Consider the following 25,761-nt stretch of genomic DNA (forward strand, 5'->3'; position numbering starts at 1 on the left):
GCGCCGGTTTCGTCGCCCGCCCCGGCGAACCATTGCCCGCGGCCGGCGCACGCACGGGGCCTGCGCAGGTTTACGGGTGGCCGCCGGCCGCCTCGCGGATGGCCTCGGGCAACGCCACCGGCTTGCCGCTTGCGGGGTCCATCCAGACCATCACCACGTGGCCGTCGCCGTAGAGGCGGTCGGCATGCTCGGCGTCGAGGATGCGGTGGCCGATCGTCATCGAGCTGTTGCCCAGCCGCTCGCAATAGAGTTCGACACGAAGCTGCGCCGGCCACTCGATCGGGCGCCGGTAGTTGAGCTGGACGGCCGCCATCACCGGCATCGCATGGTCGTCGAACCATGGGCCGGGCACGTGGCTGAGCCACTGCAGTCGCGCCTCTTCCAGGTAGGTCAGGTAATTGGAGTTGTTGACGTGGTTGAAGGCGTCCAGGTCGCGCCAGCGCACCGGCAGGCTTGCCGTGAACAGTGGCGCGGACACCACGGGTGCGCCGGTTTCGGCAGGGACGTCGGCCTCAGCCTTCCTGGTCGACTTGCGCGGGCTCATGGGGCCTTCTTCTTGCGGGGCATGGGGCGGTGTTTGTCCGCCGAGGCGATGTGCTTGAGCGTGTTCTTGGTGCGCTTGGTGGCCGGCTTCTGCGCTGCCGGAGCGGGCGCCGGGGCCTTCAGATGCGGCAACAGGAAGCGCCCGGTATGCGACTCGGGCGAGGCAGCCACGTCTTCCGGCGTGCCGGCGACCAGGATGCGGCCGCCGCCGGCGCCGCCCTCGGGACCGAGGTCGACGATCCAGTCGGCGGTCTTGATGACGTCCAGGTTGTGCTCGATCACTACCACGGTGTTGCCCTGGTCGACCAGCTGGTGCAGCACGTCAAGCAACTGCTCGATGTCGTGGAAGTGCAGGCCGGTGGTCGGCTCGTCCAGGATGTAGAGCGTGCGGCCGGTGTCGCGCTTGGACAGCTCCTTGGAGAGCTTCACGCGCTGCGCCTCACCGCCGGACAAGGTGGTCGCGCTCTGGCCGAGCTTGATGTAGTCCAGGCCCACCGCCCGCAGCGTGTCGAGCTTGCGCGCGATGGTGGGCACGTTCTCGAACAGCTTGAGCGCGTCCTCGACCGTCATGTCGAGTACGTCGGCGATGGTGTTGCCCTTGTAGTGGATCTCCAGCGTCTCGCGGTTGTAGCGCTTGCCGTGGCAGACGTCGCAGGGCACGTAGACGTCGGGGAGGAAGTGCATCTCCACCTTGATCATGCCGTCGCCTTCGCAGGCCTCGCAGCGGCCGCCGCGCACGTTGAAGCTGAAGCGGCCCGGCGTGTAGCCGCGCGCGCGCGCCTCGGGCACCTGGGCGAACAGTTCGCGCAGCGGGGTGAACAGGCCGGTGTAGGTGGCCGGGTTGGAGCGCGGCGTGCGGCCGATCGGCGACTGGTCGATGTCGACCACCTTGTCGAACAGGTCCATGCCGGTCACCGATTCGAACGGCGCCGGCTGCGCGCCGGCGCCGTTCAACTCCGAGGCCGCCAGGCGGAACAGCGTGTCGTTGACCAGCGTGGACTTGCCCGAGCCGGACACGCCAGTGACGCAAGTGAACAGCTTGGCCGGGATCGCCAGATCGACGTTCTTCAAATTGTTGCCGCGCGCGCCCTTCAGGCGCAGCCAGGCGTCCTCGTCGACCGGCTTGCGCCGCTCGGTGGGCACCTCGATGGCGCGCGTGCCGGAGAGGTACTGGCCGGTGAGCGAGCGCTCGGAAGCGAGGATGTCCTTGAGCGTGCCCTGCGCCACGATTTCGCCACCGTGCACGCCGGCGCCGGGGCCGATGTCGAGCACGTGGTCGGCCATGCGGATGGCGTCCTCGTCGTGCTCGACCACGATCACCGTGTTGCCCAGGTCGCGCAGGCGCGTGAGCGTGCCGAGCAGGCGCTCGTTGTCGCGCTGGTGCAGGCCGATGGAGGGTTCGTCCAGCACGTACATCACGCCGACCAGGCCGGCGCCGATCTGGCTGGCCAGGCGGATGCGCTGCGCTTCGCCACCGGAGAGCGTGTCGGCCTGGCGGTCCAGCGTGAGGTAGTTGAGGCCGACGTCGCTGAGGAAGGTCAGCCGCTCGCGGATCTCCTTGACGATCTTGGCCGCGATCTCGCCGCGCCAGCCGGCGAGCTTGAGATCCTCGAAGAACGCGAGAGCATCGTCGATCGAGCGATTGGTAAGCGACGGCAGCGGCTGGTCGGACACGAACACGTTGCGCGCCGAGCGGTTCAGGCGCTGGCCCTCGCAGGTGGGGCAGGGATGGTCGCTGATGTACTTGGCCAGCTCCTCGCGCACCGCGGACGATTCGGTTTCCTTGTAGCGCCGCTCGAGGTTGGGAAGGATGCCCTCGAACGCATGCTCGCGGGTCACCCGGCCACCGCGCTCGGTGAGATAACGGAAGGCGATCTTTTCCTTGCCGCTGCCGTAGAGGATCGCCTGCTGGATGTGCGCAGGCAGGTCGCGCCAGCGCGTGTCGGCCTCGAAGCCGTAGTGCGCAGCCAGCGAAAGCAGCATCTGGAAGTAGTGCGGGTTGCGCCGGTCCCAGCCGCGGATCGCGCCGTTGGAGAGCGGGAGTTCCGGGTGGCCGACCACGCGCGCCGGGTCGAACACCTGGGTCACACCCAGGCCGTCGCAGCTCGGGCAGGCGCCGATCGGTGAGTTGAAGGAGAACAGGCGCGGTTCCAGTTCCGGCAGCGAGTAGTCGCAGACCGGGCAGGAGTAGCGCGAGGACAGCAGTTGCTCGGGCGCGCTGTCGTCGTCCATGTCGACCACGATCACCAGCCCGTCGCCTAGCCGCAGCGCGGTCTCGAACGATTCGGCCAGGCGCTGCTTGAGATCCTCGCGCGGGCGGAAGCGGTCGATCACGACTTCGATGGTGTGCTTCTGGCGCAGGGTCAGCGGCGGCACGGCGTCGAGCTCGTACACCACGCCGTCCACCCGGGCGCGTACGAAGCCTTGCGCGCGCAGCTGGTCGAACACCTGCACATGCTCGCCCTTGCGCTCGCGGATCACCGGCGCGAGCAGCATCCAGCGTTTGTCCGGATTCAGCGCCAGCGTCGCATCGACCATCTGGCTGACCGTCTGCGCTTCCAGCGGAATGCCGTGGTCCGGACAGCGCGGCGTGCCGACGCGGGCGAAGAGCAGGCGGAGGTAGTCGTAGATCTCGGTGATCGTGCCGACGGTCGAGCGCGGGTTGTGCGAGGTCGACTTCTGCTCGATCGAGATGGCCGGCGACAGCCCCTCGATCGTGTCGACATCGGGCTTTTCCATCATCGACAGGAACTGCCGCGCGTATGCCGAGAGCGACTCGACGTAGCGGCGCTGGCCTTCGGCGTAGATCGTGTCGAAGGCGAGTGAGGATTTGCCCGAGCCGGACAGGCCGGTGATCACGATCAGGCGATCGCGCGGCAGGTCCAGGTCGATGTTCTTGAGGTTGTGCGTGCGGGCGCCGCGGATGCGTATGGTTTCCATGCGCGCTGGGATATGGGGGAGACCGGCCACTATACCAACCTGCCGAGGTCAGAAATTGAGACTCGGTAGGGTGGGCTTCAGCCTTGCGCCGCCCCTGAAGAGGGCCGGCGCCGAGCTTTTCGTCGGCCGCTGGCTGTGGCCCAATGCCGGACCCTGCCGCGCGACGAGGAGACCCATATGCGCAAGTGGACTGGACTGGGCCTGGCCCTGTGGCTGGCGACGGGAACGGTGCTCGCGGCTTCGCCTAAACCGGCCAGCGAGGCGCAGGTGCGCGCGCTGATGGACGTGTTCGGCGTCGACCGCATGCTCGGCCAGATGAACAGCCAGATGGCCGCGATGATGCAGCAGCAGTTGCCCTGCGTGCCTGCCAGCTACTGGCAGGGCTTCATCGACGCCAAGGGGGCGCAGGAGCTGACCGAGCGCATGGTGCCGATCTACCAGCGCCATTTCAGCGCGTCGGATATCGAGGGGCTGCTCAAGTTCTACCGCTCGCCGCTGGGCAGGAAGGTGGTTACCGAGATGCCCGCGACCATGGCCGAGGGCATGAAGCTGGGCCAGGAATGGGGCCGCGAGCGCGCCCAGGCGATGCTGGCCGAACTGCAGAAGAGCGGGCGGATCGACGGCCAGGGGCGCTGCCCGGCGTCGCCTGCCGCCACACCCGGGGCGAAGCTTGCGGCGCCGGCGTCCGGGGGCTCGTCCGCCACGCCTTGAGCGGGTTGCTCAAAGATTGACCAGCGACGGACCGCGCCGCTATACTTCGCCGTTCACCACGGCTGTCACGCGCGCGGTGAGACCCAAGAGAATAACGACAGAAGGGACCATCCCATGAGTTATGCAGTCATCAAGACCGGCGGCAAGCAGTACCGCGTCCAGCAGGGCGACGTGCTGCGCGTGGAGCTGCTGGATGCCGAGGAAGGCGCTAACGTGAGCTTCGACCAGGTGCTGCTGGTCGGCTCGGGCGACTCGGTCAACGTCGGCGTGCCGACCGTTGCCGGCGCCACCGTTTCGGCCACCGTGCGTCGCCACGGCCGTGCGGACAAGATCCGCATCATCAAGTTCCGCCGCCGCAAGCACCATAAGAAGCAGATGGGGCACCGGCAGCATTTCACCGAAGTCGAGATCACGGGCATCAACGCCTGATACACCAGCCGAGGATTTAAGTCATGGCACATAAAAAAGGCGTAGGTTCGTCCCGCAACGGTCGCGACTCGAACCCGAAATACCTGGGCGTGAAGGTTTACGGTGGCCAGGCCATCGAGGCCGGCAACATCATCGTCCGCCAGCGTGGCACCAAGTTCCATGCCGGCACCGGCGTGGGCCTGGGCCGCGACCACACCCTGTTCGCGCTGACCGATGGCGTGGTCGAGTTCAAGACCCGCGGCGAGAACAACCGCAAGTTCGTCAGCGTCGTCAAGGCCTAACGGCCTTGGCACGAAGCAGAAGGCCCCGCCCTGCGGGGCCTTTTGTTTTGTGCGGGAATCGGGAATGGTAAATGGGGAATCGCAAAGGCGGTTTCCCTGATGCTTGCCCTGCGCGGTGTGCCTGGTCTCCACAACGGTGGCCGTAACATGGGCGCGCTTTTCCGATTCCCCATTCCCGATTCCCCATTCCCGGCTCTCCCATGAAATTCGTCGACGAAGCGATCATCAAAGTCCAGGCCGGTGACGGCGGCAACGGCTGCGTCAGCTTTCGGCGGGAGAAGTTCATCCCGTTCGGCGGCCCCAACGGCGGCGACGGCGGCCATGGCGGTTCGGTCTGGCTGGTGGCCGACGAGGGCCTCAACACGCTGATCGATTTCCGCCACCAGCGCAGCTTCAAGGCCCAGCGCGGCGAGAACGGCATGGGCTCGGACATGTACGGCAAGGGCGGAGAGGACACCGCCATCCGCGTGCCGGTCGGCACCGTGGTCACCAACGTCGATACCGACGAGGTGATCGGCGACCTGACCCAGCATGGCCAGCGCCTGCTGGTCGCCGAGGGCGGCAAGGGCGGGCTGGGCAACATCCACTTCAAGAGCTCGGTCAACCGGGCGCCACGCAAGTCCACGCCGGGCACGCCGGGCGAGGTGCGCGAGCTCAAGCTGGAGCTCAAGCTGCTGGCGGATGTGGGGCTGCTTGGCTTTCCCAATGCCGGCAAGTCGACCTTCATCCGTGCCGTCTCGGCGGCGACGCCGCGCGTGGCAGATTACCCGTTCACCACATTGCATCCGAACCTGGGCGTGGTCAGCCTCGGTACCGACCAGAGCTTCGTGATCGCCGATATCCCCGGTCTGATCGAAGGCGCCGCCGAGGGCGCCGGCCTGGGTATCCAGTTCCTGCGCCACGTCTCGCGCACGCGCCTGCTCCTGCATCTGGTGGATATCGCGCCGATCGACGGCACCGATCCGGTCGAGCAGGTGCGCGCGATCGAGCAGGAGCTTTCGAAGTTCGATCCCGAGCTGCTGGAGCGCCCGCGCTGGCTGGTGCTCAACAAGGCCGACGTCTTGCCGGAGGATGAGCGCCAGGCGATCGCCGAGGACATCGTGGCCCGGCTGGAATGGAAGGCGCCATGGTTCCTCGTGTCGGCGATCGCGCGCGACAACACCATGGCCGTATGCCAGCAGGTGCAGCGATTCTTCGAATCGCAGCGGCAGGTGCGTGAGGAGCGCGTCGACATGCAGCCGGGCGACGTGCGGCTGCGCGGGGAGTCGTAGGCGGGCTTCCCGCAAGGCTTCCCCCATCCGCCCTTCGGGCACCTTCCCCCGTGAACGGAGGAAGGCTCGCGCCGGGACATCACGCGATCGATCCTTCGCTCGTCAATTGGGGAGGGCCGAGCCGCAGCGCCGCGCCACGATTCTTGTCCGTAAAAGGGGAAGGCTCGCGCCGTGGCACCGCACCATCGATCCTTCGCTCGTCCTTGGGAAAAGGTCGAGCCGTAGCGCCGCGCCCTAGATCCTTCTCCGTGAAGGGAGGAGAGCTCGCACCGTGACACCACGCCATCGATCCTTCACTCGTCATGGGGGAAAGGTCGAGCCGTTGCCGCGCCATCGGTCCTTCCCCCGCGAACGCGGGGGAAGGTGCCGACAGGCGGATGGGGGCGACCCGCGGGAAGCCCATGCTCGCCTGCCCAGCTGTGATCGCGCATCATGTGGAGCTTCTGCCCGAGGAATCGCCCTCCATGCCCTCCCGCCGCGACTTCCTGAAGACCTCCATGCTGGCCGCCGGCGCGCTCGCAGCGCCCCGCTTCGCGGCCGCGACCGCCGTGCCCTCGAAAGGCGCGCTGCCGGGCGCCGAGGGCGCCCGCGTGATCTCTACCTGGGACTTCGGCGTACCCGCCAACCGCGCGGCCTGGACCGTCCTTGCGCGCGGCGGGAATGCGCTGGATGCGGTGGAGCAGGGTGCGCAGGTGCCCGAATCGGATCTGGCCAACCACAGTGTCGGCAAGGGCGGCTATCCGGACCGCGACGGCCACGTGACCCTGGACGCCAGCATCATGGATGGCGATGGCCGCTGCGGCGCTGTGGCCTGCCTGGAGAACATTGCGCACCCGATCCGCGTGGCACGGCGCGTGATGGAGGCCACGCCCCACGTGCTGCTCGTGGGCGACGGTGCGCTGCAGTTCGCCCGCGAGCAGGGCTTCCACGAGGAAAACCTGCTCACGCCCGAAGCGGAAAAGGCCTGGCACGAGTGGCTCAGGAGCGCGAAACACCGGCCGGTCGCCAACAGCGAGAATGCGGACTATCACCGCAGCCTGCGCGGCGGGCACGACAACCACGACACCATCGGCATGCTCGCCGTCGATGCCCACGGCCACCTGGCTGGCGCCTGCACCACCAGCGGCATGGCGTGGAAGATGCACGGCCGCGTGGGCGACAGCCCGATCATCGGCGCGGGTCTCTACGTGGACGGCGAGGTGGGCGGCGCGACCTCCACCGGCGTGGGCGAGGAGGTGATCCGCAATGCCGGCAGCTTCCTGGTGGTCGAGCTGATGCGCCAGGGGCGCAGCCCGCAGGAAGCCTGCGAGGAAGCCGTGCGGCGGATCGTGAAGAAGCGCCCGGACGGCGCGAAGGAAATGCAGGTGGGCTTCCTCGCGCTGCGGCGCGACGGTGCGGTGGGCGCGCATGCGATCCAGCGCGGGTTTACCTACGCCGTCTGCGATGCGACGAAGCAGGACGGCCTGTTCGCCTCGCCCAGCGTGTACGCGACCAGCTTCTCCTGAGCGGAGGGCAGGCACCCGTCCGCGTGCCTGCCTGCTTTTGCCCGCGCAAACGAAAAGGCCGGCTTGCGCCGGCCTTTCCACCAACCCGTGATGTGCGAAGCCGGCTTACGCCAGCTCGCGGATCTTCGCGTTGAGGCGGCTCTTGTGGCGAGCGGCCTTGTTCTTGTGGATCAGGCCACGCGCGGCGTAGCGGTCCATGACCGGCTGGGCGGCGGCGAAGGCTTCCACGGCGGCGGCCTTGTCCTTCGCCTCGATGGCCTTGACGACCTTCTTCAGGGCGGTGCGCACCATGGAACGGGCGCTGACGTTGCGCAGACGGCGCTGCTCGGACTGGCGCGCGCGCTTCTTCGCGGACTTGATGTTGGCCAAGGTAGAACTCCAGAGAAGGCTTGGGTTGGAAAAAGACGGGCAATTATGCGGGCAATGCGCTGGTCGGTCAACTGTTTAGGGAAGACCCGGCGGCATCGTCCCTGCTCCTGCAGGGACAGATTGGCGCCATGCCCCGGCTACCTGCGCGCCCCGGTGGGCTGTCACACTAGCGCCTTTGGCCGGCACCAGGTTCCGCTCCACGCATGAAATCCCCCAGCATGTTCCGCGGGCTGCTCTCGTTCAGCAGCATGACCATGATCTCCCGCGTGCTCGGCCTGGTGCGCGACATGGCGATCAACTCGGCCTTTGGCGCCAACGCGGCGACCGACGCGTTCTGGGTGGCATTCCGCATCCCCAACTTCATGCGCCGGCTGTTCGCGGAGGGCTCGTTCTCCACCGCCTTCGTGCCGGTGTTCACCGAGGTGAAGGAGAAGGGCAGCCACGCCGACCTCAAGGAGCTGATGGCGCGGGTGTCGGGCACGCTGGGTGGCGTGCTGCTGGTGGTCACGGCGATCGGGCTGATTTTCGCGCCGGAGGTCACCACGTTGTTCTCGCCGGGCGCGCTGGACGAGCCGAAGAAGTTCGCCCTCACCGTCGAGTTGCTGCGGCTGACGTTCCCGTTCCTGCTGTTCGTGTCGCTGACCGCGCTGTGCGGTGGCGCGCTCAACAGTTTCCACCGCTTCGGCCTGCCGGCGCTGACGCCGGTGATCCTCAACCTGTGCATGATCGCCGGCGCGCTGTGGTTGTCGAAGTGGCTCGCTACGCCGATCCTGGCGCTGGGCTGGGCGATCCTGGCTGCCGGCATCCTGCAGTTGCTGTTCCAGTTGCCGGCCCTTCGTGGACTGGACCTGCTCGCACTGCCGCGGTGGGGCTGGAGCCATCCGGAAGTGCGCCGCATCATGCGGCTGATGGTCCCGACCCTGTTCGGCTCCTCGGTGGCGCAGATCAACCTGCTGCTGGACACGGTGATCGCCTCGCTCCTCATCGCCGGCTCGCAGAGCTGGCTGTCGCAGGCCGATCGCTTCCTGGAACTGCCGCTGGGCGTGTTCGGCGTGGCGCTGGGTACGGTCATCTTGCCGTCGCTGTCGCGCCACCACGTCACCACCGACCGCACCGGCTTTTCCCGGGCGCTCGACTGGGGCCTGCGCACCACGCTGCTGATCGCGGTGCCGGCGATGTTCGGCCTGATGCTGCTGGCCGAGCCGCTGGTGGCGACGCTGTTCCAGCACGGCCGCTTCAACGCCTTCGATACGCGCATGGCAACGCTGTCGATCACCGCGCTGAGCTTTGGCCTGCCGGCGTTCGCACTGGTCAAGGTGCTGTTGCCGGCGTTCTACGCGCGGCAGGACACGCGCACGCCGGTGCGGGCGGGCGTGGCCTCGCTCATCGCCAACATGGCGCTCAACGTGCTGTTCGTGGCGCTGCTGTTCGCGCTGTGGGCGACCCCGGCGCAGAAGCAGGCGCCCTGGCTGCAGGCGCTGGCCGAAGTGCCGGGCCTGCACATGGCCCTGGGCATGGCCAGCGCGCTGGCCAGCTACATCAACCTGGGCCTGCTGTGGCGCTGGCTCAAGCAGGCCGGGGTGTACGAGCGCCAGCACGGCTGGGCACGGCATTTTCTGCGGCTGGCCGTGGCCTGCACGGCGATGGTCGCGGTGCTGCTGCTCGGGCGCTGGCTGTGGCAGGACTGGACCGCGGTGCCGACCGTCACGCGTGTCTGGCACCTGGCGGTGCTGGTGGGCACCGGTGGCGTCACTTACGTGGTGGCGCTGTTCGCCATGGGCTTCCGCCTGGGCGAGCTGCGCGGGGTCTAGCCGCCCCGTAGGAGCGCCCTTGGGTGCGACCGGGAGGGTGGTCGCGCCCAGCGGCGTTGCTACAGCGCGTGAACGGCTCGCGACGGACGTCCGCTTATACTGGACGGATGACGAGACTCTCCCGGGACCTTGCGGGCCCTTGCCTTGCCCCCGAAGGCAGCGTGGTGGCGATCGGCGCCTTCGACGGCCTGCATCGCGGGCACCAGGCCCTGCTGGCGGAGGTGCGCATTCGCGCCCAGGCGCTGGAAGCGGCGCCCGCGGTGATCAGCTTCGAGCCGCTGCCGCGGGCGTACTTCTCGCCCGAACCGGTGCCGCGGCTCTCCGGTGTGCGCGAGAAGCTCAAGGGCTTTGCCGCGGCGGGCATGTCGCACGCGCTGCTGCTGCGTTTCAACGAGGCGTTGACCGCGATGTCCCCCGAGGACTTCGTACGGCGCGTGCTGGTCGAGCGGCTGGCCGCGCGGGAGGTCTGGGTCGGTGAGGATTTCCGCTTCGGCCACAAGCGTACGGGCGACGTGGCCATGCTCGAGCGCCTGGGCGGAGAACTGGGATTCATCACGCGGGTGATGCCGCCGGTACTGCTCGACGGCGCACGGGTGTCGGCCACGCGCGTGCGGGCGTTGCTTGCCTCCGGCGAGTTCGCCGGCGCTACGCCGCTGCTGGGCCGGCCGTTCGTGATCGAGGGCAAGGTCGAGCGCGGCAACCAGTTGGGCCGGACGCTTGGTTTCCCCACCGCCAACATCCAACTGCGCGGGCGCGTCAGTCCCATCGGCGGGATCTTCGCGGTACGCGTCGGGCTCGGCGAGGCACCGTGTAGCTGGCCCGGGGTGGCGTCGCTGGGCCTGAGGCCCACCGTCAACCAGGTCGCGCAGCCGGTCCTCGAGGTCTACCTGTTCGATTTCGAAGGCGATCTCTATGGCCGGCGCATGGCCGTGGAATTCGTCGCCAAGCTGCGCGACGAGCAGAAATTCGATGGCCTGGAGGCGCTGACGGCGCAGATGCACGACGACGCTCGCCAGGCGCGCGAGCTGCTGGGCATGAATCCGCGGCTGGCCGAGGCCTGATCGATGGCTGCCTGTAGGAGCGCCCTTGGGCGCGACCGCCAAGGTGGTCGCGCCCAAAGGCGCTCCTGCCGGGCATCGTCCCCTACCGCAACGCAGCAATTTCTACTATTTTCAACGGTTCGCCGGCGCCTTTCGCGCGTCCCGGCGTCGCCCACGGACACCCCCTCATGACGCACGACTACAAGAGCACGATCAACCTGCCGCAGACGGATTTCCCGATGCGCGGCGACCTGCCCAAGCGCGAGCCGCAGTGGCTCGCCGAGTGGCAAAAGGCCGACCGCTACGCGCAGATCCAGCAGAAGGTGGCCGGTCGCGACAAGGCTTTCGTGCTGCATGACGGCCCGCCGTACGCCAACGGCGAGATCCATATCGGCCACGCGGTCAACAAGATCCTCAAGGACATGGTGGTCAAGTCCAAGCTGCTGGCCGGCTACCGCTCGCCGTACGTGCCCGGCTGGGACTGCCACGGCCTGCCGATCGAGATCGCGGTGGAGAAGAAGCACGGCAAGCCGGGCGAGAAGCTCGACGCGCGCGCATTCCGCCAGAAGTGCCGCGAGTACGCGCAGGAGCAGGTCGACGGCCAGCGGGCGGGCTTCAAGCGGCTGGGCGTGCTGGGCGACTGGTCGCACCCCTACAAGACGATGGACTTCCGCTACGAGGCGGACATGCTGCGCGCGTTGGCGCGCATCGTCGACAACGGACACGTGGTACGCGGCGCCAAGCCGGTGTACTGGTGCTTCGACTGCGGCTCGGCGCTGGCCGAGGCGGAGATCGAATACGGCGACAAGCAGTCGCCGGCGGTGGACGTGGCCTACGACGCGGTCGATCCGGGTGCGTTGGCCGGCAAGTTCGGCGTCGATCCGGGCGATGCGATCGTCGCGGTACCGATCTGGACCACCACGCCGTGGACGCTGCCCTCCAGCCAGGCGGTGGCGCTGGGTGCGGATCTCGAATACGCGCTGGTCGAAGGGCCGGCGCGCGATGGCCGGCGCGTGCTGCTGGTGGTCGCCAGTGCGCTGGTCGAACCGGCCCTCAAGCGCTACGGCATCGATGCGCCGAAGGTGCTCGGGCACGCCAAAGGCATCGACCTCGACCGCTCGGCGCTGCATCACCCGTTCTACCCGCGCGAAGTGCCGGTCCTGCTCGGCGAGCATGTCTCCGCCGAGGACGGTACCGGTGCCGTGCACACCGCGCCCGACCACGGCATGGAGGACTTCATCGTCGGCCGCGACAACGGGCTGGGCACGCTCAACTATGTCGGCCCCCGCGGCGCCTACCGCGAGGATGCGCCGGCCGCCGGCGACCTCTCGCTGGCCGGCATGCACATCTGGAAGGCCAACGACGCCATCGTCGACCTGCTGCGCGATCGCGGCGTGCTGCTGGCCCACGCGAAGATCGAGCACAGCTACCCCAACTGCTGGCGCCACAAGACGCCGGTGATCTTTCGCGCCACGCCGCAATGGTTCATCGGCATGGAGCAGGCGCAGCTTCGCGCCACCGCGCTGAAGGCGATCAACGACGTGCGCTGGGTGCCGACCTGGGGCGAGGAGCGCATCGCCGGCATGGTCGCGGGCCGCCCGGACTGGTGCATCAGCCGCCAGCGCACCTGGGGTGTGCCGATCGCGCTGTTCGTCCACAAGGCCACGCAGGAGCCGCATCCCGATTCGGTCGCACTGCTGGAGCAGGTGGCGAAGAAGGTCGAGCAGGGCGGCGTCGATGCGTGGTACGAGCTGGATGCCGCTGAGCTGCTGGGCGACCAGACGGGCGACTACGAGAAGGTCACCGACATCCTTGATGTCTGGTTTGATTCGGGGGTGACGCACTTCTGCGTGATCGGCCAGCGGCCCGAGCTGCAACAGGGCGACGCGGCGCAGTACAAGGTGATGTACCTGGAAGGTTCGGACCAGCATCGTGGCTGGTTCCAGTCCTCGCTGCTGACCTCCTCGGCGATCCACGGCCGCGCGCCGTACGACGAGGTGCTCACGCACGGCTTCACCGTCGATGCGTCCGGCCGCAAGATGTCCAAGTCGCTCGGCAACGTGGTCGCGCCGCAGAAGGTGATGGACACGCTCGGCGCCGACGTGCTGCGCCTGTGGGTGGCCTCGGCGGACTACCGCAACGAGATGACCGTCTCCGACGAGATCCTGAAGCGCGTCTCCGACAGCTACCGGCGCATCCGCAACACCGCGCGCTTTTTGCTCGGCAACCTGGACGGCTTCGATCCGGCGAAGCATCTGTTGCCGGTGGATCAGACCCTGCCGCTGGACCAGTGGGCCGTGCAGCAGGCCTTCGACGTGCAGCAGGCGGTCATTGCCGCGTACGAGCGCTACGACTTCCCCGACGTGGTCGCGCGCGTGCAGAACTTCTGCACCAACGAGATGGGCGCGCTGTACCTGGACATCACCAAGGACCGCCTCTACACCATGCCGACCGATAGCCACGGCCGGCGCAGCGCACAGAGCGCGATGTTCCGCATCGCGCAGGCGCTGGTGCGCTGGCTGGCGCCGATCCTGGCGTTCACCGCCGAGGAGATCTGGCAGCAGCTGCCTGGCGAGCGTGGCGAAAGCGTGCTGTTCGAAACCTGGTACGACGGCCTGGCAGCGACACAAGGCTCGCCCGAGCAGCGTCGCTGGTGGGCCGACCTGCTGGCGATCCGCGAAGCGGGCGCGCGCGTGCTGGAGGGTATGCGCAAGGCCGACCGGATCGGCGCGTCGCTGGAGGCTAACCTGGACATCTACGCCGATCCGGCGCTGGTGGCGCGCTACACGGCGGCGCAGGACGAACTGAGGTTCTTCTTCATCACGTCCGACGCCTCGCTGGGGCCGCTGGCGCCGCGCGCCGACGAGGCGGCAAAGGTGGAGCTGGCCGATGGCGAAGCCTGGGTTTCGGCCACTGCGAGCGACGCGGCCAAGTGCGTGCGCTGCTGGCATCGACGCCCCGATGTGGGCAGCCATCCGGAGCACCCGGAGCTGTGCGGCCGCTGCATCGAGAACGTGGCCGGGCAGGGCGAGACGCGCCGCTGGTTCTGACCACACAACGCCGTTCACCCTGGGCGTAAGCCCGCAGGGCCGAAGTCGAAGGGCCGCCCGCACGCTGGCCCTTCGACTCCGCTGCGCTACGCTCAGGGCGAACGGTGTCGGATAAACCGCTCTGGACAGGTTAATGCACCCCAAACCCAACGCCTTGCCCTGGCTGCTGCTCTCCCTGCTGGTCATCGGCCTCGACCAGCTCACCAAGGCCTGGGCCCTGCACGCCCTGCAGCCGGCCGGCATGCCGCATCCGGTGATTCCGGGCTTCCTCAACTGGACGCTGGCCTTCAACACGGGCGCCGCGTTCAGCTTCCTGGCCTCCGGGGACGGCTGGCAACGCTGGTTCTTCGTGGCGCTGGCGCTGGTGATCAGCGGCGCATTGGTCGTGTGGCTGGCGCGCACCGCGCGCCGCGACTGGCGCACGGCGCTGCCGCTGGCGCTGATCGTCGGCGGCGCGCTGGGCAACCTGGTCGATCGCCTGCACGCGGCGCAGGTGACCGATTTCATCCATGTCTACTACCGGCAGTGGAGCTATCCGGTGTTCAACGTGGCCGACTGCGGCATCACGGTGGGCGCCGTGCTGCTGATCCTGTTCGGTTTCCGGAGCGGCAAGGCCGACGTGCGATAATGCCGCGTGTAGGAGCGCGCCGGGACGCGACCGGGACAGCTTCGGTCGCGCCCAAGGGCGCTCCTGCAGCAAACCTGCCACTTCTGCGAAACGCCATGGACATCCTGCTCGCCAATCCCCGCGGCTTCTGCGCCGGCGTTGACCGCGCCATCGCCATCGTCGAACGCGCGCTGGAGTCCTATGGCGCGCCGATCTATGTGCGCCATGAAGTGGTGCACAACCGGTATGTCGTGGAGAAGCTGCGCGCCGACGGCGCCATCTTCGTCGAGGAACTGCACGAGGTGCCCGACGGCGCCACGGTGATCTTCAGCGCCCACGGCGTATCGCAGGCCGTGCGCGAGGAAGCCGGCCAGCGCGCGCTCAAGGTGTTCGACGCGACCTGTCCGCTGGTCACCAAGGTGCACATGGAGGTGGCGCGGCTGGGACGCACCGGGCGCAGCGTGGTGCTGATCGGCCATGCCGGCCACCCGGAAGTCGAAGGCACCATGGGCCAGTGGAACCCGGCCAACAGCGGCCAGATCCTGCTGGTCGAATCGGTCGAGGACGTCGCCTCCCTGGCGCCGCGCTTTCCGCACCAGCTGTCCTACGTCACCCAGACGACGCTCTCGGTGGACGACACCAAGGCGATCATCGCCGCGCTGCGCGAGCGTTTCCCCGATATCGAGGGGCCGCGCAAGGACGACATCTGCTACGCCACGCAGAACCGCCAGGACGCCGTGCGCCGGCTGGCCGCGGCGGTCGACCTGGTGCTGGTGGTCGGCTCGGTCAACAGCTCCAACTCCAATCGCCTGCGAGAGCTGGCCGAAAAGCAGGGTGTGCGCGCTTTCCTGATCGACGGTGCCGAGCACATCGACCGCGCCTGGCTTGATGGCATCACCCGGATCGGCCTCACGGCCGGCGCCTCGGCGCCGGACAAACTGGTGCGCGACGTGATCGCCCGCCTGCAGTCCTGGGGCGCCGGCGACGTGCGCGAGCTGCAGGGCGAGGCGGAAACCATCACCTTCGCGCTGCCGCGCGAGCTGCGCCTGGATGGCGGCAACGTACCTGCCAGCCTCTGACGCAAGTGTCTTTCACCAAAGAAAAAAAGGCCCGCTCGCGCGGGCCTTTTTTCTTGATCTGGTGCCGGAAATAGGAATCGAACCTACGACCTACGCATTACGAATGCGCCGCTCTACCAACTGAGCTATTCCGGCAAAGAGACGGAAATTCTACGGATCGACCGCGGCACACGCAAGCGCGCCAGCCGTGGCAAGCTTGGAGACTGCAGTGGATGGTGGATGGATGGAGGGGGCGCCGCCCACTACAGTTTCCAGGTCTTCTGCCGCTACATGGGGGAGACATGCAGCCAGAGCTCGCCAGGGAGAGGCACCCAACGGATTCCTCGACCTTGCCCACATCGACAGCCAGAGCAAAACCGCTGCTGCGGGCAGTGTCGATCCTGATCGTCTTGCTGTGCCTGGGGTCGGCGTTCGCCGCCGTGCCGTCCGACCAGGCCGCTGCCTTCGATCAGTACGCAGGCCAACTGGAGCGGGGCGAAATCTCGCCCGATACCCAGGCGGGCGTCCTCGAAGCGCTGCAGCACATGAAGAGCCTGCTGCCGCCGGACGATCCCCGGCGCGAGTTGCGCTACCGCTACATGTACTGCGTCCTTGGCCTGGACACCTCCCCTGAACAGGCTATCGCGTACGCCGACCAGGGCATTGCAGACGCCCAGCGCCTTGGCTACTACGAGGCGGAAGTCAATTTCCATTTCTGCCGCGGCGCCAACCAGGAGGCGCTGACCACGCCGCGCGATGCGCTGGCCGACTACGACGCCGGCATCTCCCTGGCCCACCAGCACGAAGACCAGCGACTGGTCGCCGACGGCCTGACCTGGCGCGGCAGCGTGCAGTCGCTGTTGGGCGAGCACGCGCTGGCGCTGGTCGATTTCCTGGAGGCGCAGAAGTTCTACGAAAGCAGCGGTGCCCCGGTCGAGAGCGAGGACAACCTGTTCAATATCGCGGTGGCCTATCGCCGGCTCGGCGAGGAAGCGCAGGCGCGCGCATATCTCGACAAACTGCTCGCCATCGGCCAACAGCGTCATGACCGCGCGGAGCAGCTAGGCGCCCACATGGAGCTGGGCTTCCTCGAAAGCGAAGCGGGGAATCAGGTGGCGGCGGAGCGGCATCTGCACCGGGCGCTGGTGTTGGCGCACGAGGTCGACAGCCGTTCGCGGGGCGCGAGCATCCACCTGGGGCTGGCCCAGGTCGACAACCTGCAGGGGCGCCATCAGGAAGCGCTGGTGGAGCTGGAAAGGGCCAAGCCCGGGTTCGCGCGCATTGGCGACCGCTCCAATCGCGACATGATCATGCTGCAGACTGCCCAGGCGCATGCGGGCATGGGCAAGCACGCCGAAGCGATCGACGAATACAACCAGGCAGAGAAGCTGCTGCAGCAGAGCGGCAACCTGCGTTACCTGGCGGAACTGCTCGATGCCCGCGCGCGCAGTTACCAGGCGCTCGGTCATCTGGATCTGGCAGTGGCGGACCTGCGCCGGCTGGTTTCGGTGCACGAGGCGCTCGATCGCAAGGCGCACTCGGACAACGCCACGCTGATGAACTACCAGTTCCAGACCGCCCAGCGCGAGCAGGAGAACCGCCGGCTGGCCGCGGATCGCGCGCTGAAGGAGCAGCAGCTGGAGTCGCTCGAGCACGTGCGCCACTGGCAGCGCCTGGCGCTGGTGCTGGGCGGCGTGCTGATCGTGCTGTTGCTATGGCTGGCGGCCCGGCAGTTCCGGCGCTCACGGAAACTGCACCGGCTGGCGATGACCGATCCGCTGACCGGCATCGCCAACCGCCGTCATATCGAACAGCTGGCCCAGCGGGCGCTCGCGCGTGCCGGCGCCGACGGTGAGCCGTTGTGCGTGCTGGTGGTGGACGTGGACCACTTCAAGGCGGTCAACGACGCCTTCGGGCATGCGGTCGGCGACCAGGTGCTGGTGCGCGTGGCGCAATCGTGCAAACAGGCGCTGCGCCGCTTCGACATGATCGGGCGGATGGGCGGCGAAGAATTCCTGGTGGTGCTTCCGGACACCACACCGGAGGTGGCCCTGCAGATCGCCGAACGCCTGCGTCGGAAGGTCGAAAGCCTCCCGCTGGCCCATCTCGCTCCGGGGTTGCGGATCACCGCCAGTGTGGGGGCCGCCATGGCTGACCATGATGCCGACGATCTGGCGGAACTGATTCGGCGCGCCGACAACGCGATGTACCGCGCCAAAGATGCCGGGCGCAACCGCGTGGAGGTCGGCGGCCGCGCCCAGGTCGTGTGACGCACGCCTCATCCGGCCGGGCGGTGGATGCCGTTCGTCGGAAAAATGCCGCCATTCGTCCGTCCGGGTCTGGCGGCTGCCGTGAGGCCGCCTATGCTGGAGTCGGCGTGATCCGGTAGGGGACGGAAAATGAATCGTTACGCGCGCAGCCAGCGCGGCGTGTCGCTGATCGAGGTGATGGTCGCGATCGTCGTGTTCGGCATCGGCATGCTTGGCCTGGCGTTGCTGCAGACCAAGGGTGCCCAGTTCACCAAGGAATCGAGCTCGCGCACCAACGCGATCATCCAGGCGCGCAGCCTGGCCGACGCCATGCGCGCCAATCCGCAGGGCGTCGATCCGGCCGACGGCAGCAGCAGCTATTACATCTACGATGGTTCGGTCGCGCCGAACCCGGCCAGCTGTGCCAGCAATCCGCCGTGCGCCCAGGCCAAGACGGATCTGAAGAACTGGCTGGACAGCCTGAAGAACAGCACGATCGCCGCCAAGGGCGTGCCGGCGGGCAAGGTGGCGCGTGATGCCAACCTCGGCACCTTCACCATCACGGTGTCCTGGAACGGCCTGGATCTCAACGGCGACAAGCAGCTGACCGCCGCCGACAACGGCACCTACAGCTTCAGCATGCTGCCATGAGGACGCCACGCATGGGATCGAGCCGCTCCCGCCGCACCGCCGGTGGTTTCTCGCTGGTGGAGATGATGATCGCCGTGGTGCTGGGCCTCATCGTGGTCGCAGGCCTGATCCAGGTGCTGCTGGCCAATCGCAAGTCCTACCAGTTGCAACAGGGCACCAACATCCTGCAGCAGAACGTGCGTTTCGCCTCCGACCGCATCGGATGGTCGCTGCGCATGGCCGACTTCTGGGGCGGCAATGCGGGCGGCGTGGTGACCGGTTCGCCCGCGGTAACCGCGCGTGGCGATTGCAAGGCTGACTGGATTCTCGATACCCGGGAAGGCGTCTTCGGCTACGAGGGCGGCAGCACGTTCCCGCTGTCCGGCTGCGTCGACGACAAGGACTACGTGAAGGGCTCCGATGTCCTGGTGACGCGCTATGTGGATGCCGATGGCATGGACCCGGCCGCCAGCACCACTATCGGCGCCGCGCCCAAGCAGGTGTATCTGGTGTCGGCCATAGGCCAGCAGGCGGCCTTGTTCCTGGGCAGCGACTCGGTGCCGACCACGCCGCCCGCGTCGGCGATCGGCCGCTACGTGTACCCCTACCGCCTGGACATGTATTACCTGCGCCCCTGCAGCAATCCGTCCGGCGGATCGGACGCATCCCATTGCGACGCGTCGGACGATGACGGAAACCCCGTCCCCACGCTCATGCGCATGCGCCTGGACAGTACCGGCAACCTTACCGAAGAGCCGCTGGTGGAGGGCATCGAACAGTTGCAGTTCCGTTATGGCATCACCGGTACGGACATGAGCCAGCTGGTGCCGGCAGCCTACGAGGACGCAAGCACCATCTCGGCCGATGAGTGGACGCGCGTAATCACCGTCAACGTCGGCCTGGTGGCGGTGTCGCAGCAGCGCGACGTTTCGATGCCGCACACAGGTACGTTCAGCGTCGGCAACTGCTCCTACGTGATCGGCACCGCATCCACCACCACCACCGGCTGCACCAACTTCTCCGTAGCCGGAACCCAGCCTTGGCAATTCGCCCGCACCCCGTTGACCCAGGTGGTGCAACTGCGTAACCGCATTCGCATGCTGGTGGCAACCCGATGAACATTCCCGCGACACGTTCACGTCAGCGCGGTATCGCGCTTTTCGTCGGCCTCGTCTTCCTCGTGGTGCTATCGCTCGTGGCGGTGATCGCCATGCGCGGCACTCTCATGGAAATGCGTCTGGTCACCAACGTAGCCAATCACCAGCGGGCGTTCGAGACCTCCGAGACCCTGCGCTCGGTGCCGATCGCCATGTTCGACGAGCACGTCTTCCAGCGTGGCTGGCCCGAAGATCTCGGTGGCACGTTGCCTAACGATGACTTCGATTTCAGCCTCACCGACGACATGTTGGCGGTGGTCAAGGATGGCCTGCAGAAGGATTGTGATGGCGTGGTCGATCTGTTCTACGCCAACCTGCAACCGACCTGCGGCACCCTGCCGGAGGAGAAGCGCTACGACAGCAGCACATGGCATCCGGACGCGATCCTGTCCATGTGCGACGTGACCAGCAGCAATTGCTCGCGCAACGTCTCGGCAACGATATCGATCATCCCGGATGGCACTGTGCTGGCGGAAGGTTCCGGCGGCGCCCAGGCGGCCGGTTACCGCGGCATTGGCGGCGGCGCCGCGGCCGGCGGCGGCAGCATGTATTTCGAAGTAATGAGCGTTGGCACCGTACCGGGCGACGGCCGCGCCGTCACCATGGCCCAGTACCGCCAATCGATCCGCAACTGAAGCGGGCAGGGGAATGAACATGCAACTTGGCAAACTGTTTTCCAACGTCGCCGGACTGGCGCTGCTGACGCTGGTTTCCGGTGTTTCGTACCTGCCGCCCGCGCACGCGGCCGCCACCACGGCGGGCGTCGGGCTGGACGCCCCCATTTCGATCACTAGCAACGGCAGCGTTGCGACGGCGGACAACTACACCGCCTATCCGCTGCTCAACGTCGGTTCGGTACCGCCGCTGGTGATGCTGGTGATGTCGCGTGACGAGCAGCTCTACATCAAGGCCTATACCGACTACACCGACCTCGACGGAGACGGCGTCGTCGACACCACTTACCAGGATGGGTTCGATTACTCCGGCTATTTCGATGCGAACCTGTGCTACGGCTACAGCAATGGACAGTTCGTTGCCGGTGCCGACGCCACGGATGCCAACGGCAACGAGAAAGCGCACGAGTGCGACGGCACGAAGTGGAGCGGCAACTTTCTGAACTGGGCCGCGATGAGCCGCATCGACGTGTTGCGGCTGGTGCTCTACGGCGGGAATCGATCCACCGACACCAAAACCAGCACGGTACTGGAGCGCTCCTACATTCCGAGCGACCTGCATGCCTGGTCCAAGGTCTACCTGGGCAGCGACGTCAACAAGTACACCCCCTTCACCACCACCAACACCGGTGGCAAGGGCCTGTCCATGTGCAACGTTTCGCCCAGCACCTCCGGTGCCCCGCAATTGAGGGTGGCCAAGGGCTCGTACACCGAGTGGGCATCGACCGCACGTGAGCAATGCCGTTGGCGCGACGACATCTCGGAGTCGGGCAGCGACATCAACAAGTCGGACTCTCCGCAAAAAAGTGACGGACTGGGCAACTCGGTCTACACCGTGCGCGTGCTCGCCTGCAATTCGTCCGACTATCGCGAAAAGTTCTGCCGCAAGTACACCGAGACGCTCAGCGATGGTACGTCGGCCGACCACTGGAAGCCCGCCGGGCTGCTGCAGCGCTACGGCGAGAACGGCTCCATGCGTTTTGGCCTGATCACCGGCACCTACAGCAAACCCCGCGCGGGTGGCGTTCTGCGGCGCAATATCGGACTGTTTGCCGGTAACGCCGCCACCGGCTGCACTTACGATCCGGCCAACGGCAAGGTCGACGAAGTCAACCTGCAGACCGGCCAGTTCTGCAACGTGGCCGCTGGAAACGAAGGCATCGTCAATACCCTGAGCCGGTTCCGCCTGACCTCGTGGAATCCGAGCACGGACAATTACGACGATTGCGGCACCTACGGCATCCTGCAGCGAGGTTCGGCGGGCACCAAGCACCTGAACGATCCGGGTGCGGCGGGCACCGATGCGTACGATTGCAAGGATTCGGGCAACCCGCTCGCTGAGATGTATGCCGAGGCGTTGCGTTACATCGGCGGCGAGAGCGCACCCACCACGCTGTTCAACGTCAGCGATGCGGCCATCAACGGCGTTGCCGGCTTGCCGCTGGCGACCTGGAAGGATCCCTACCGGAAGCCGGAGGACGGCGGCAATGCGTATTGCGCCAACTGCAGCATCATTGTCATCACCACGGGGCTGAACTCGTTCGACAGCGACCAGATCCCGAACGTCGCGTCACTTCCGGCGCAGGCCGATGCAGCGACCACGCTGGTGGGCAACAACGAAAACCTGTCCGGTACCAAGACCAGCGGATCGCCGCCCAAGTACCTGGTCGGACGCTACGGCGCACTGGACGGGAGCACCTATCAGGACGTCTGCACCCCGTACGAGATCGACGATCTCGCACTGGCGCACGGCATCTGCCCGGATGTGCCCTCGCTCGAAGGCGGGTACCAGATGGCCGGCCTGGCCTACGAGGCCTGGACCAACGACATCCGCAAGGACAAGACCGGCACGCAGAAGGTACAGACCTATGCGATCGCCCTCGCCGAATCGCTGCCCAGCTTCACCATTCCGGTGTGCGAAACGGGCAACGACATCGACAAATGCGCGGTCGACTTCATCACGATCACGCCGGCATGCCAGGCCAACAACAACGGCTCGGCGGCGCTGAACAGCACCAGCGGCTGGCGAAGCTGCTATCTGGGCAACCTGACCGTAGGTCCGAAGACGTCGACGACGCAGAAGGACTCCAAGGGCAATTACAAGGTCTATGGCCTCCCCTCGCTGGACGTGACCTACAACGGGCAGCGTCGCCCCGTACGCGGCAGCTTCACCATCACCTGGGAGGACTCCCAGTGGGGCAACGATCACGACAATGACGTGGTCGAGATGCTGAGCTTCTGCGTGGGGGCCTACTGTTCCTACGACGGGAACGGGGACGGCTACGACGACATCTGCGTAGACACGCTCGATTCCCAGATCTGCAAGAACGGCAAGGTCAATACCAGCAACGGGCAGTTCCTGGTGGCCCGGGTGCAGGCGCTTTCGGCCTATGCGGGCAATGCCTTGCGCATCGGCTACACCATGGCTGGCGCGGACAACTCTACTGGCCAGGCCGCGAAGTTCACGGTGTTGAGGCCCGGCGACAAGAACGGCAGCCTCCTGTATGGCGACAAGGGCGGCGCCGACAACTGGAGCCGCCCGTCCGCGGACAAGCTGAGCACCGGTCCCTCCGAGCAGCTGCCGCTGCCCAATCCGCTGTTCTACGCGGCCAAGTACGGCGGCTTCATCGACCAGAACAAGGACAACAAGCCGGACCCGGCGGATTCGCCCGAATGGGACGCGATCGTCAACGATTCGGGCGCCAACGGGCAGGACGGCCTGCCGGACAACTACTTCATGGTCCGCAACCCGGCCCAGCTCCAGGATCGCCTGTCGCGAACGTTCGACGCCATCCTCAAGCGTGCCGGCTCCGGTACGGCCGCTGCGGTGGTGGCCAACAGCGCCAAGGGCGTAGGTCTGGTCTACCAGGCGCTCTACCAGGCCGAACGCAAGGATTCCAGCGATCGTGTGGCGGCGTGGAGCGGTACGCTCAACGGCCTGTGGACCGACAGCTACGGGTACCTGCGAGAAAACGGCAACGGCTTCACCAGCGGGGCGGCCGTGCTCGATGGCTATGACGTCGATCCGGTCATCGAATTCTTCTTCGACCCGAACGACAACCAGACCAAGTTCCACCGCATGGTCATGCCCGCCAACGCGGACGGCTCGCCCGTGACGGTCTTCAAAAAAGATGAGGCGATCATCACCGATCAGAAACTCGACCAATTGAGGACGGTATGGAGCGCGCAGGACCAGCTGTGGAGCACCGCCTTCAGCACTGGCGTCAACAACAGTGACCTGACCAGCGCGAACCGCGATTACGACACCCTTTCCAGCAACGGTCGCTACATCTTTACCTGGATCGACGCGGACCACGATGGCGTGGTCGACAGCGGTGAGCAGCAACCATTCGCGTTCACCGGCACCGGTTCGGGCAAGACCAAAACGGGCTTCTACGGCGAAAAGAAAACCAACAGCACCACCGGCAACTTCCGGTACCTCAACACCGCCGACCCGGACGTGGCCAAGCGCATCGTCGCCTGGATCCGCGGCTACGAGCTGGCGGACAATGATGCCAAGGGCAACCGCTTGTGGCGTTCGCGCACGGTCGACTACGGCAACGACGGTACGTTGCGCGTGCTACGCCTGGGTGACATCGTCGACTCCACGCCCGTCGTCGTCGGCACTCCCTCGGAAGCGTTCGATTTGCTGTATGGCGATACCAGCTACGGCAAATTCAGGGACAAGTACCGCAATCGCCGGCAGGTCGTCTACGTAGGTTCCAACGACGGCATGCTGCATGCCTTCAACGGCGGCTTCTATAACGCCAGGGAACACCGGGTGCAGCTGACCCCGACCGATACCGACGCCTCGGTGACCGCCGACCCGCTCGGTGGCGAACTCTGGGCCTACGTGCCGGGCAACCTGTTGCCGCACCTGCGCTGGCTGGCCGATCCGGCCTACAAGCACAACTTCTACGTCGACGGCAGCCCGATCGCCCAGGACGTGAAGATCTTCCCCGAGGACACGGCTCATCCCGAGGGCTGGGGCACCATCCTGATCGTGCCGTTCCGTTTCGGAGGTGGTCCGATCTCGGTCAACACCGCCACCGACAACACCACGGCCACGCAGAACTCCTTCTCTGCCTACGTCGTCCTGGATGTAACCGATCCGGAAGATCCGCCCAAGCTGCTGGCCGAGCTGACCAATACCGCGTTGTCGGACGGCACGGCCAAGTGTGCCAGCGACAACAAGCTGAATGCGCCCTCGTGCGTCGATATCACCAAGGTGGTCGATACCTACACCTCGTCGATTCCTGCCGCCGCGATGTTCCGCGACAACACCTCCGGCAGCCCGAACAAGTTCTTCCTGTTCACCGGTTCGGGTACGACGGACAACGGCGGTGTCGGCTCGACCGAAGGCGGCAGCGCGGTGGCTGCCACCTCGCTGAAGATTCGTGCCTACGATCTTGCGAGCCTCTCCGCCACGCCGACCAATGTGTTCGATTTCAAGGACATCGGTGCCACCGACGCAGGCGCCACCAGCTTCGCGGGTGATCTCATCGCCTCGGACTACAATCTCGACGGCCGTTCCGAAGGCCTCTACTTCGGCAGCGTCAAGGGCACCGGTACCGGGGCATTCGGCGGCTCGTTGTGGAAGCTCAGCTTCATCTACGACGGTGCAGCCGATCCGGATCCGAGCAGGTGGACGAAGCTGCGCATAGTCAAGGACCTCGACCTGCCGGTGACCATTCGCCCCACGGTCGGCCGCAATGACCGCGGTGCGCCCATGGTGTTCTTCGGCACCGGCCGCGCGTATACCAAGAAGGACTTGGACTCGACGGCGCAACAGAAGATCGTGGGTCTGATCGACACCTCGCTCCTTTCGACCACCGATCAGCAATACAAGGTGCTGCCACTGGACATGGCCGATCTGGTCGACGTCACTAACGTCAATGTCTTCACCGATACATCGGTGTCGGGGGCGGGCACCGATGCCGATGGCAAGAGCATCGATACCTTCGACAAGCTGCTGGGAAGCTTCGACACGGACACGCGCCTGGGCTGGTACCAGAAGCTGACCGCGCCGACGACCACCACCGACAAGACGCCAGCCGAGCGCGTGGTCAGCTCGCAGAGCTTGCTGGGCGGCGTGCTGTTGACCTCCACGTTCTTCCCGGGCACGGACACCTGCACGGACGTGGGCCGAGGCGCGCTCTACAGCCTCAACTACAAGAGCGGCACGGCCAACCCGACCGACAATCCCTTCGGCACTACCAGCGTCGACGGCAAGGAACGGGTGAACAAGTCGACCGACATGGGACCGGGCCTGCCGGCGCCGCCAAGCCTTCATGTCGGTGAAGGCACCGGCCAGCGCAAGCTGACGGCCTGCGTGCAGACCTCGACGGGCGCGATCATCTGCAAGGAGATCACCACCCTGAAGTCGGTGCTCAGCAGCGAGGTATCCTGGCATGAACCGCTGGACAAGTAAGGAGC

The 25,761-nt window shown here is 66.6% G+C and carries 18 protein-coding genes and 1 tRNA gene; 15 read left to right on the plus strand and 4 right to left on the minus strand.

Annotated features, from left to right (window positions below):
• Positions 1 to 70: 70 nt before the first annotated feature.
• Both J7I44_RS00970 and uvrA read right to left on the minus strand, forming a co-directional pair.
• On the minus strand, positions 71 to 544 hold the full coding sequence (locus J7I44_RS00970; protein WP_209614593.1) for an acyl-CoA thioesterase: 474 nt from the start codon (positions 542 to 544) through the stop codon (positions 71 to 73).
• Positions 541 to 3,483, minus strand: coding sequence for an excinuclease ABC subunit UvrA (gene uvrA, locus J7I44_RS00975; protein ID WP_209614594.1), 2,943 nt, complete (start codon positions 3,481 to 3,483; stop codon positions 541 to 543). Before uvrA ends, J7I44_RS00970 begins: the two co-directional genes overlap by 4 nt.
• 177 nt (positions 3,484 to 3,660) lie before the next feature.
• Here uvrA and J7I44_RS00980 point away from each other — a divergent pair, with 177 nt between their 5' ends.
• The 5 genes from J7I44_RS00980 to J7I44_RS01000 all read left to right on the plus strand — a co-directional run bounded on the left by J7I44_RS00980 (position 3,661) and on the right by J7I44_RS01000 (position 7,680).
• Positions 3,661 to 4,194 carry a DUF2059 domain-containing protein gene (locus J7I44_RS00980; protein ID WP_209614595.1) on the plus strand — a complete coding sequence of 178 codons (534 nt, stop codon included), beginning with the start codon at positions 3,661 to 3,663 and terminating at the stop codon, positions 4,192 to 4,194.
• A 114-nt stretch (positions 4,195 to 4,308) separates the two neighbouring features.
• The gene (rplU, locus tag J7I44_RS00985) at positions 4,309 to 4,623 is read left to right on the plus strand and encodes a 50S ribosomal protein L21 (RefSeq protein WP_209614596.1); all 315 of its coding nucleotides are present in this window, start codon (positions 4,309 to 4,311) and stop codon (positions 4,621 to 4,623) included.
• A gap of 23 nt (positions 4,624 to 4,646) precedes the next feature.
• Positions 4,647 to 4,904, plus strand: coding sequence for a 50S ribosomal protein L27 (gene rpmA / locus J7I44_RS00990; protein WP_209614597.1), 258 nt, complete (start codon positions 4,647 to 4,649; stop codon positions 4,902 to 4,904).
• 200 nt (positions 4,905 to 5,104) lie between these two features.
• Entirely contained in the window at positions 5,105 to 6,175 is a 1,071-nt protein-coding gene (gene cgtA / locus J7I44_RS00995; RefSeq protein ID WP_209614598.1) for an Obg family GTPase CgtA, read from the plus strand.
• A gap of 464 nt (positions 6,176 to 6,639) precedes the next feature.
• On the plus strand, positions 6,640 to 7,680 hold the full coding sequence (locus J7I44_RS01000) for a glycosylasparaginase (RefSeq protein WP_209614599.1): 1,041 nt from the start codon (positions 6,640 to 6,642) through the stop codon (positions 7,678 to 7,680).
• A gap of 105 nt (positions 7,681 to 7,785) precedes the next feature.
• Here the strand turns inward: J7I44_RS01000 and rpsT are convergent, their stop codons facing one another.
• Positions 7,786 to 8,049 (minus strand): 30S ribosomal protein S20, encoded by a 264-nt coding sequence (rpsT, locus tag J7I44_RS01005; RefSeq protein ID WP_017460878.1) that lies wholly within the window; start codon positions 8,047 to 8,049, stop codon positions 7,786 to 7,788.
• Between the two features lie 203 nt (positions 8,050 to 8,252).
• Between rpsT and murJ the strand changes: the two genes are divergently transcribed.
• The 5 genes from murJ to ispH all read left to right on the plus strand — a co-directional run bounded on the left by murJ (position 8,253) and on the right by ispH (position 15,636).
• Positions 8,253 to 9,860: a murein biosynthesis integral membrane protein MurJ gene (murJ, locus tag J7I44_RS01010; RefSeq protein WP_209614600.1), complete on the plus strand. Its 1,608-nt coding sequence runs from the start codon at positions 8,253 to 8,255 to the stop codon at positions 9,858 to 9,860.
• Positions 9,861 to 9,967: 107 nt separating this feature from the next.
• Positions 9,968 to 10,921, plus strand: a complete 954-nt coding sequence (locus tag J7I44_RS01015) for a bifunctional riboflavin kinase/FAD synthetase (RefSeq protein WP_209614601.1) — start codon at positions 9,968 to 9,970, stop codon at positions 10,919 to 10,921.
• A 167-nt stretch (positions 10,922 to 11,088) separates the two neighbouring features.
• Positions 11,089 to 13,950, plus strand: a complete 2,862-nt coding sequence (gene ileS, locus J7I44_RS01020; RefSeq protein ID WP_209614602.1) for an isoleucine--tRNA ligase — start codon at positions 11,089 to 11,091, stop codon at positions 13,948 to 13,950.
• A gap of 133 nt (positions 13,951 to 14,083) precedes the next feature.
• Positions 14,084 to 14,578: a signal peptidase II gene (gene lspA, locus J7I44_RS01025; protein WP_209614603.1), complete on the plus strand. Its 495-nt coding sequence runs from the start codon at positions 14,084 to 14,086 to the stop codon at positions 14,576 to 14,578.
• Positions 14,579 to 14,673: 95 nt separating this feature from the next.
• Positions 14,674 to 15,636, plus strand: a complete 963-nt coding sequence (gene ispH / locus J7I44_RS01030) for a 4-hydroxy-3-methylbut-2-enyl diphosphate reductase (RefSeq protein ID WP_209614605.1) — start codon at positions 14,674 to 14,676, stop codon at positions 15,634 to 15,636.
• Positions 15,637 to 15,695: 59 nt separating this feature from the next.
• Here the strand turns inward: ispH and J7I44_RS01035 are convergent.
• Positions 15,696 to 15,771: transfer RNA gene (locus J7I44_RS01035), tRNA-Thr, on the minus strand.
• A 194-nt stretch (positions 15,772 to 15,965) separates the two neighbouring features.
• Here J7I44_RS01035 and J7I44_RS01040 point away from each other — a divergent pair.
• The 5 genes from J7I44_RS01040 (at position 15,966) to J7I44_RS01060 (ending at position 25,756) form a co-directional block, all read left to right on the plus strand.
• A complete protein-coding gene (locus tag J7I44_RS01040; protein WP_209614607.1) occupies positions 15,966 to 17,885 on the plus strand; it encodes a tetratricopeptide repeat-containing diguanylate cyclase in 1,920 nt (639 codons plus the stop codon).
• 129 nt (positions 17,886 to 18,014) lie between these two features.
• The gene (pilV, locus tag J7I44_RS01045; protein WP_209614609.1) at positions 18,015 to 18,515 is read left to right on the plus strand and encodes a type IV pilus modification protein PilV; all 501 of its coding nucleotides are present in this window, start codon (positions 18,015 to 18,017) and stop codon (positions 18,513 to 18,515) included.
• Between the two features lie 11 nt (positions 18,516 to 18,526).
• Positions 18,527 to 19,612, plus strand: a complete 1,086-nt coding sequence (locus J7I44_RS01050; RefSeq protein WP_209614611.1) for a PilW family protein — start codon at positions 18,527 to 18,529, stop codon at positions 19,610 to 19,612.
• Complete coding sequence (locus tag J7I44_RS01055) at positions 19,609 to 20,286, plus strand: PilX N-terminal domain-containing pilus assembly protein (RefSeq protein WP_209614613.1); 678 nt, start codon at positions 19,609 to 19,611, stop codon at positions 20,284 to 20,286. Before J7I44_RS01050 ends, J7I44_RS01055 begins: the two co-directional genes overlap by 4 nt.
• 19 nt (positions 20,287 to 20,305) lie before the next feature.
• The gene (locus tag J7I44_RS01060) at positions 20,306 to 25,756 is read left to right on the plus strand and encodes a pilus assembly protein (protein WP_209614615.1); all 5,451 of its coding nucleotides are present in this window, start codon (positions 20,306 to 20,308) and stop codon (positions 25,754 to 25,756) included.
• Positions 25,757 to 25,761 lie beyond the last annotated feature (5 nt).

It is taken from the genome of Frateuria flava (assembly GCF_017837635.1).
In the GTDB taxonomy this organism is placed as follows: Bacteria; Pseudomonadota; Gammaproteobacteria; order Xanthomonadales; family Rhodanobacteraceae; genus Frateuria_A; species Frateuria_A flava.

Bases quoted from the DNA above. Each gene is read 5' to 3' on its own strand.
- J7I44_RS01050 (WP_209614611.1), top strand. From the start codon at position 18,527: ATGGGATCGAGCCGCTCCCGCCGCACCGCCGGTGGTTTCTCGCTGGTG.
- rplU (WP_209614596.1), top strand. From the start codon at position 4,309: ATGAGTTATGCAGTCATCAAGACCGGCGGCAAGCAGTACCGCGTCCAG.
- murJ (WP_209614600.1), top strand. From the start codon at position 8,253: ATGAAATCCCCCAGCATGTTCCGCGGGCTGCTCTCGTTCAGCAGCATG.
- J7I44_RS00970 (WP_209614593.1), bottom strand. From the start codon at position 544: ATGAGCCCGCGCAAGTCGACCAGGAAGGCTGAGGCCGACGTCCCTGCC.
- J7I44_RS01015 (WP_209614601.1), top strand. From the start codon at position 9,968: ATGACGAGACTCTCCCGGGACCTTGCGGGCCCTTGCCTTGCCCCCGAA.
- J7I44_RS01060 (WP_209614615.1), top strand. From the start codon at position 20,306: ATGCAACTTGGCAAACTGTTTTCCAACGTCGCCGGACTGGCGCTGCTG.
- J7I44_RS01055 (WP_209614613.1), top strand. From the start codon at position 19,609: ATGAACATTCCCGCGACACGTTCACGTCAGCGCGGTATCGCGCTTTTC.
- pilV (WP_209614609.1), top strand. From the start codon at position 18,015: ATGAATCGTTACGCGCGCAGCCAGCGCGGCGTGTCGCTGATCGAGGTG.
- lspA (WP_209614603.1), top strand. From the start codon at position 14,084: ATGCACCCCAAACCCAACGCCTTGCCCTGGCTGCTGCTCTCCCTGCTG.
- cgtA (WP_209614598.1), top strand. From the start codon at position 5,105: ATGAAATTCGTCGACGAAGCGATCATCAAAGTCCAGGCCGGTGACGGC.
- uvrA (WP_209614594.1), bottom strand. From the start codon at position 3,483: ATGGAAACCATACGCATCCGCGGCGCCCGCACGCACAACCTCAAGAAC.
- rpmA (WP_209614597.1), top strand. From the start codon at position 4,647: ATGGCACATAAAAAAGGCGTAGGTTCGTCCCGCAACGGTCGCGACTCG.
- ispH (WP_209614605.1), top strand. From the start codon at position 14,674: ATGGACATCCTGCTCGCCAATCCCCGCGGCTTCTGCGCCGGCGTTGAC.
- ileS (WP_209614602.1), top strand. From the start codon at position 11,089: ATGACGCACGACTACAAGAGCACGATCAACCTGCCGCAGACGGATTTC.
- J7I44_RS01000 (WP_209614599.1), top strand. From the start codon at position 6,640: ATGCCCTCCCGCCGCGACTTCCTGAAGACCTCCATGCTGGCCGCCGGC.
- J7I44_RS00980 (WP_209614595.1), top strand. From the start codon at position 3,661: ATGCGCAAGTGGACTGGACTGGGCCTGGCCCTGTGGCTGGCGACGGGA.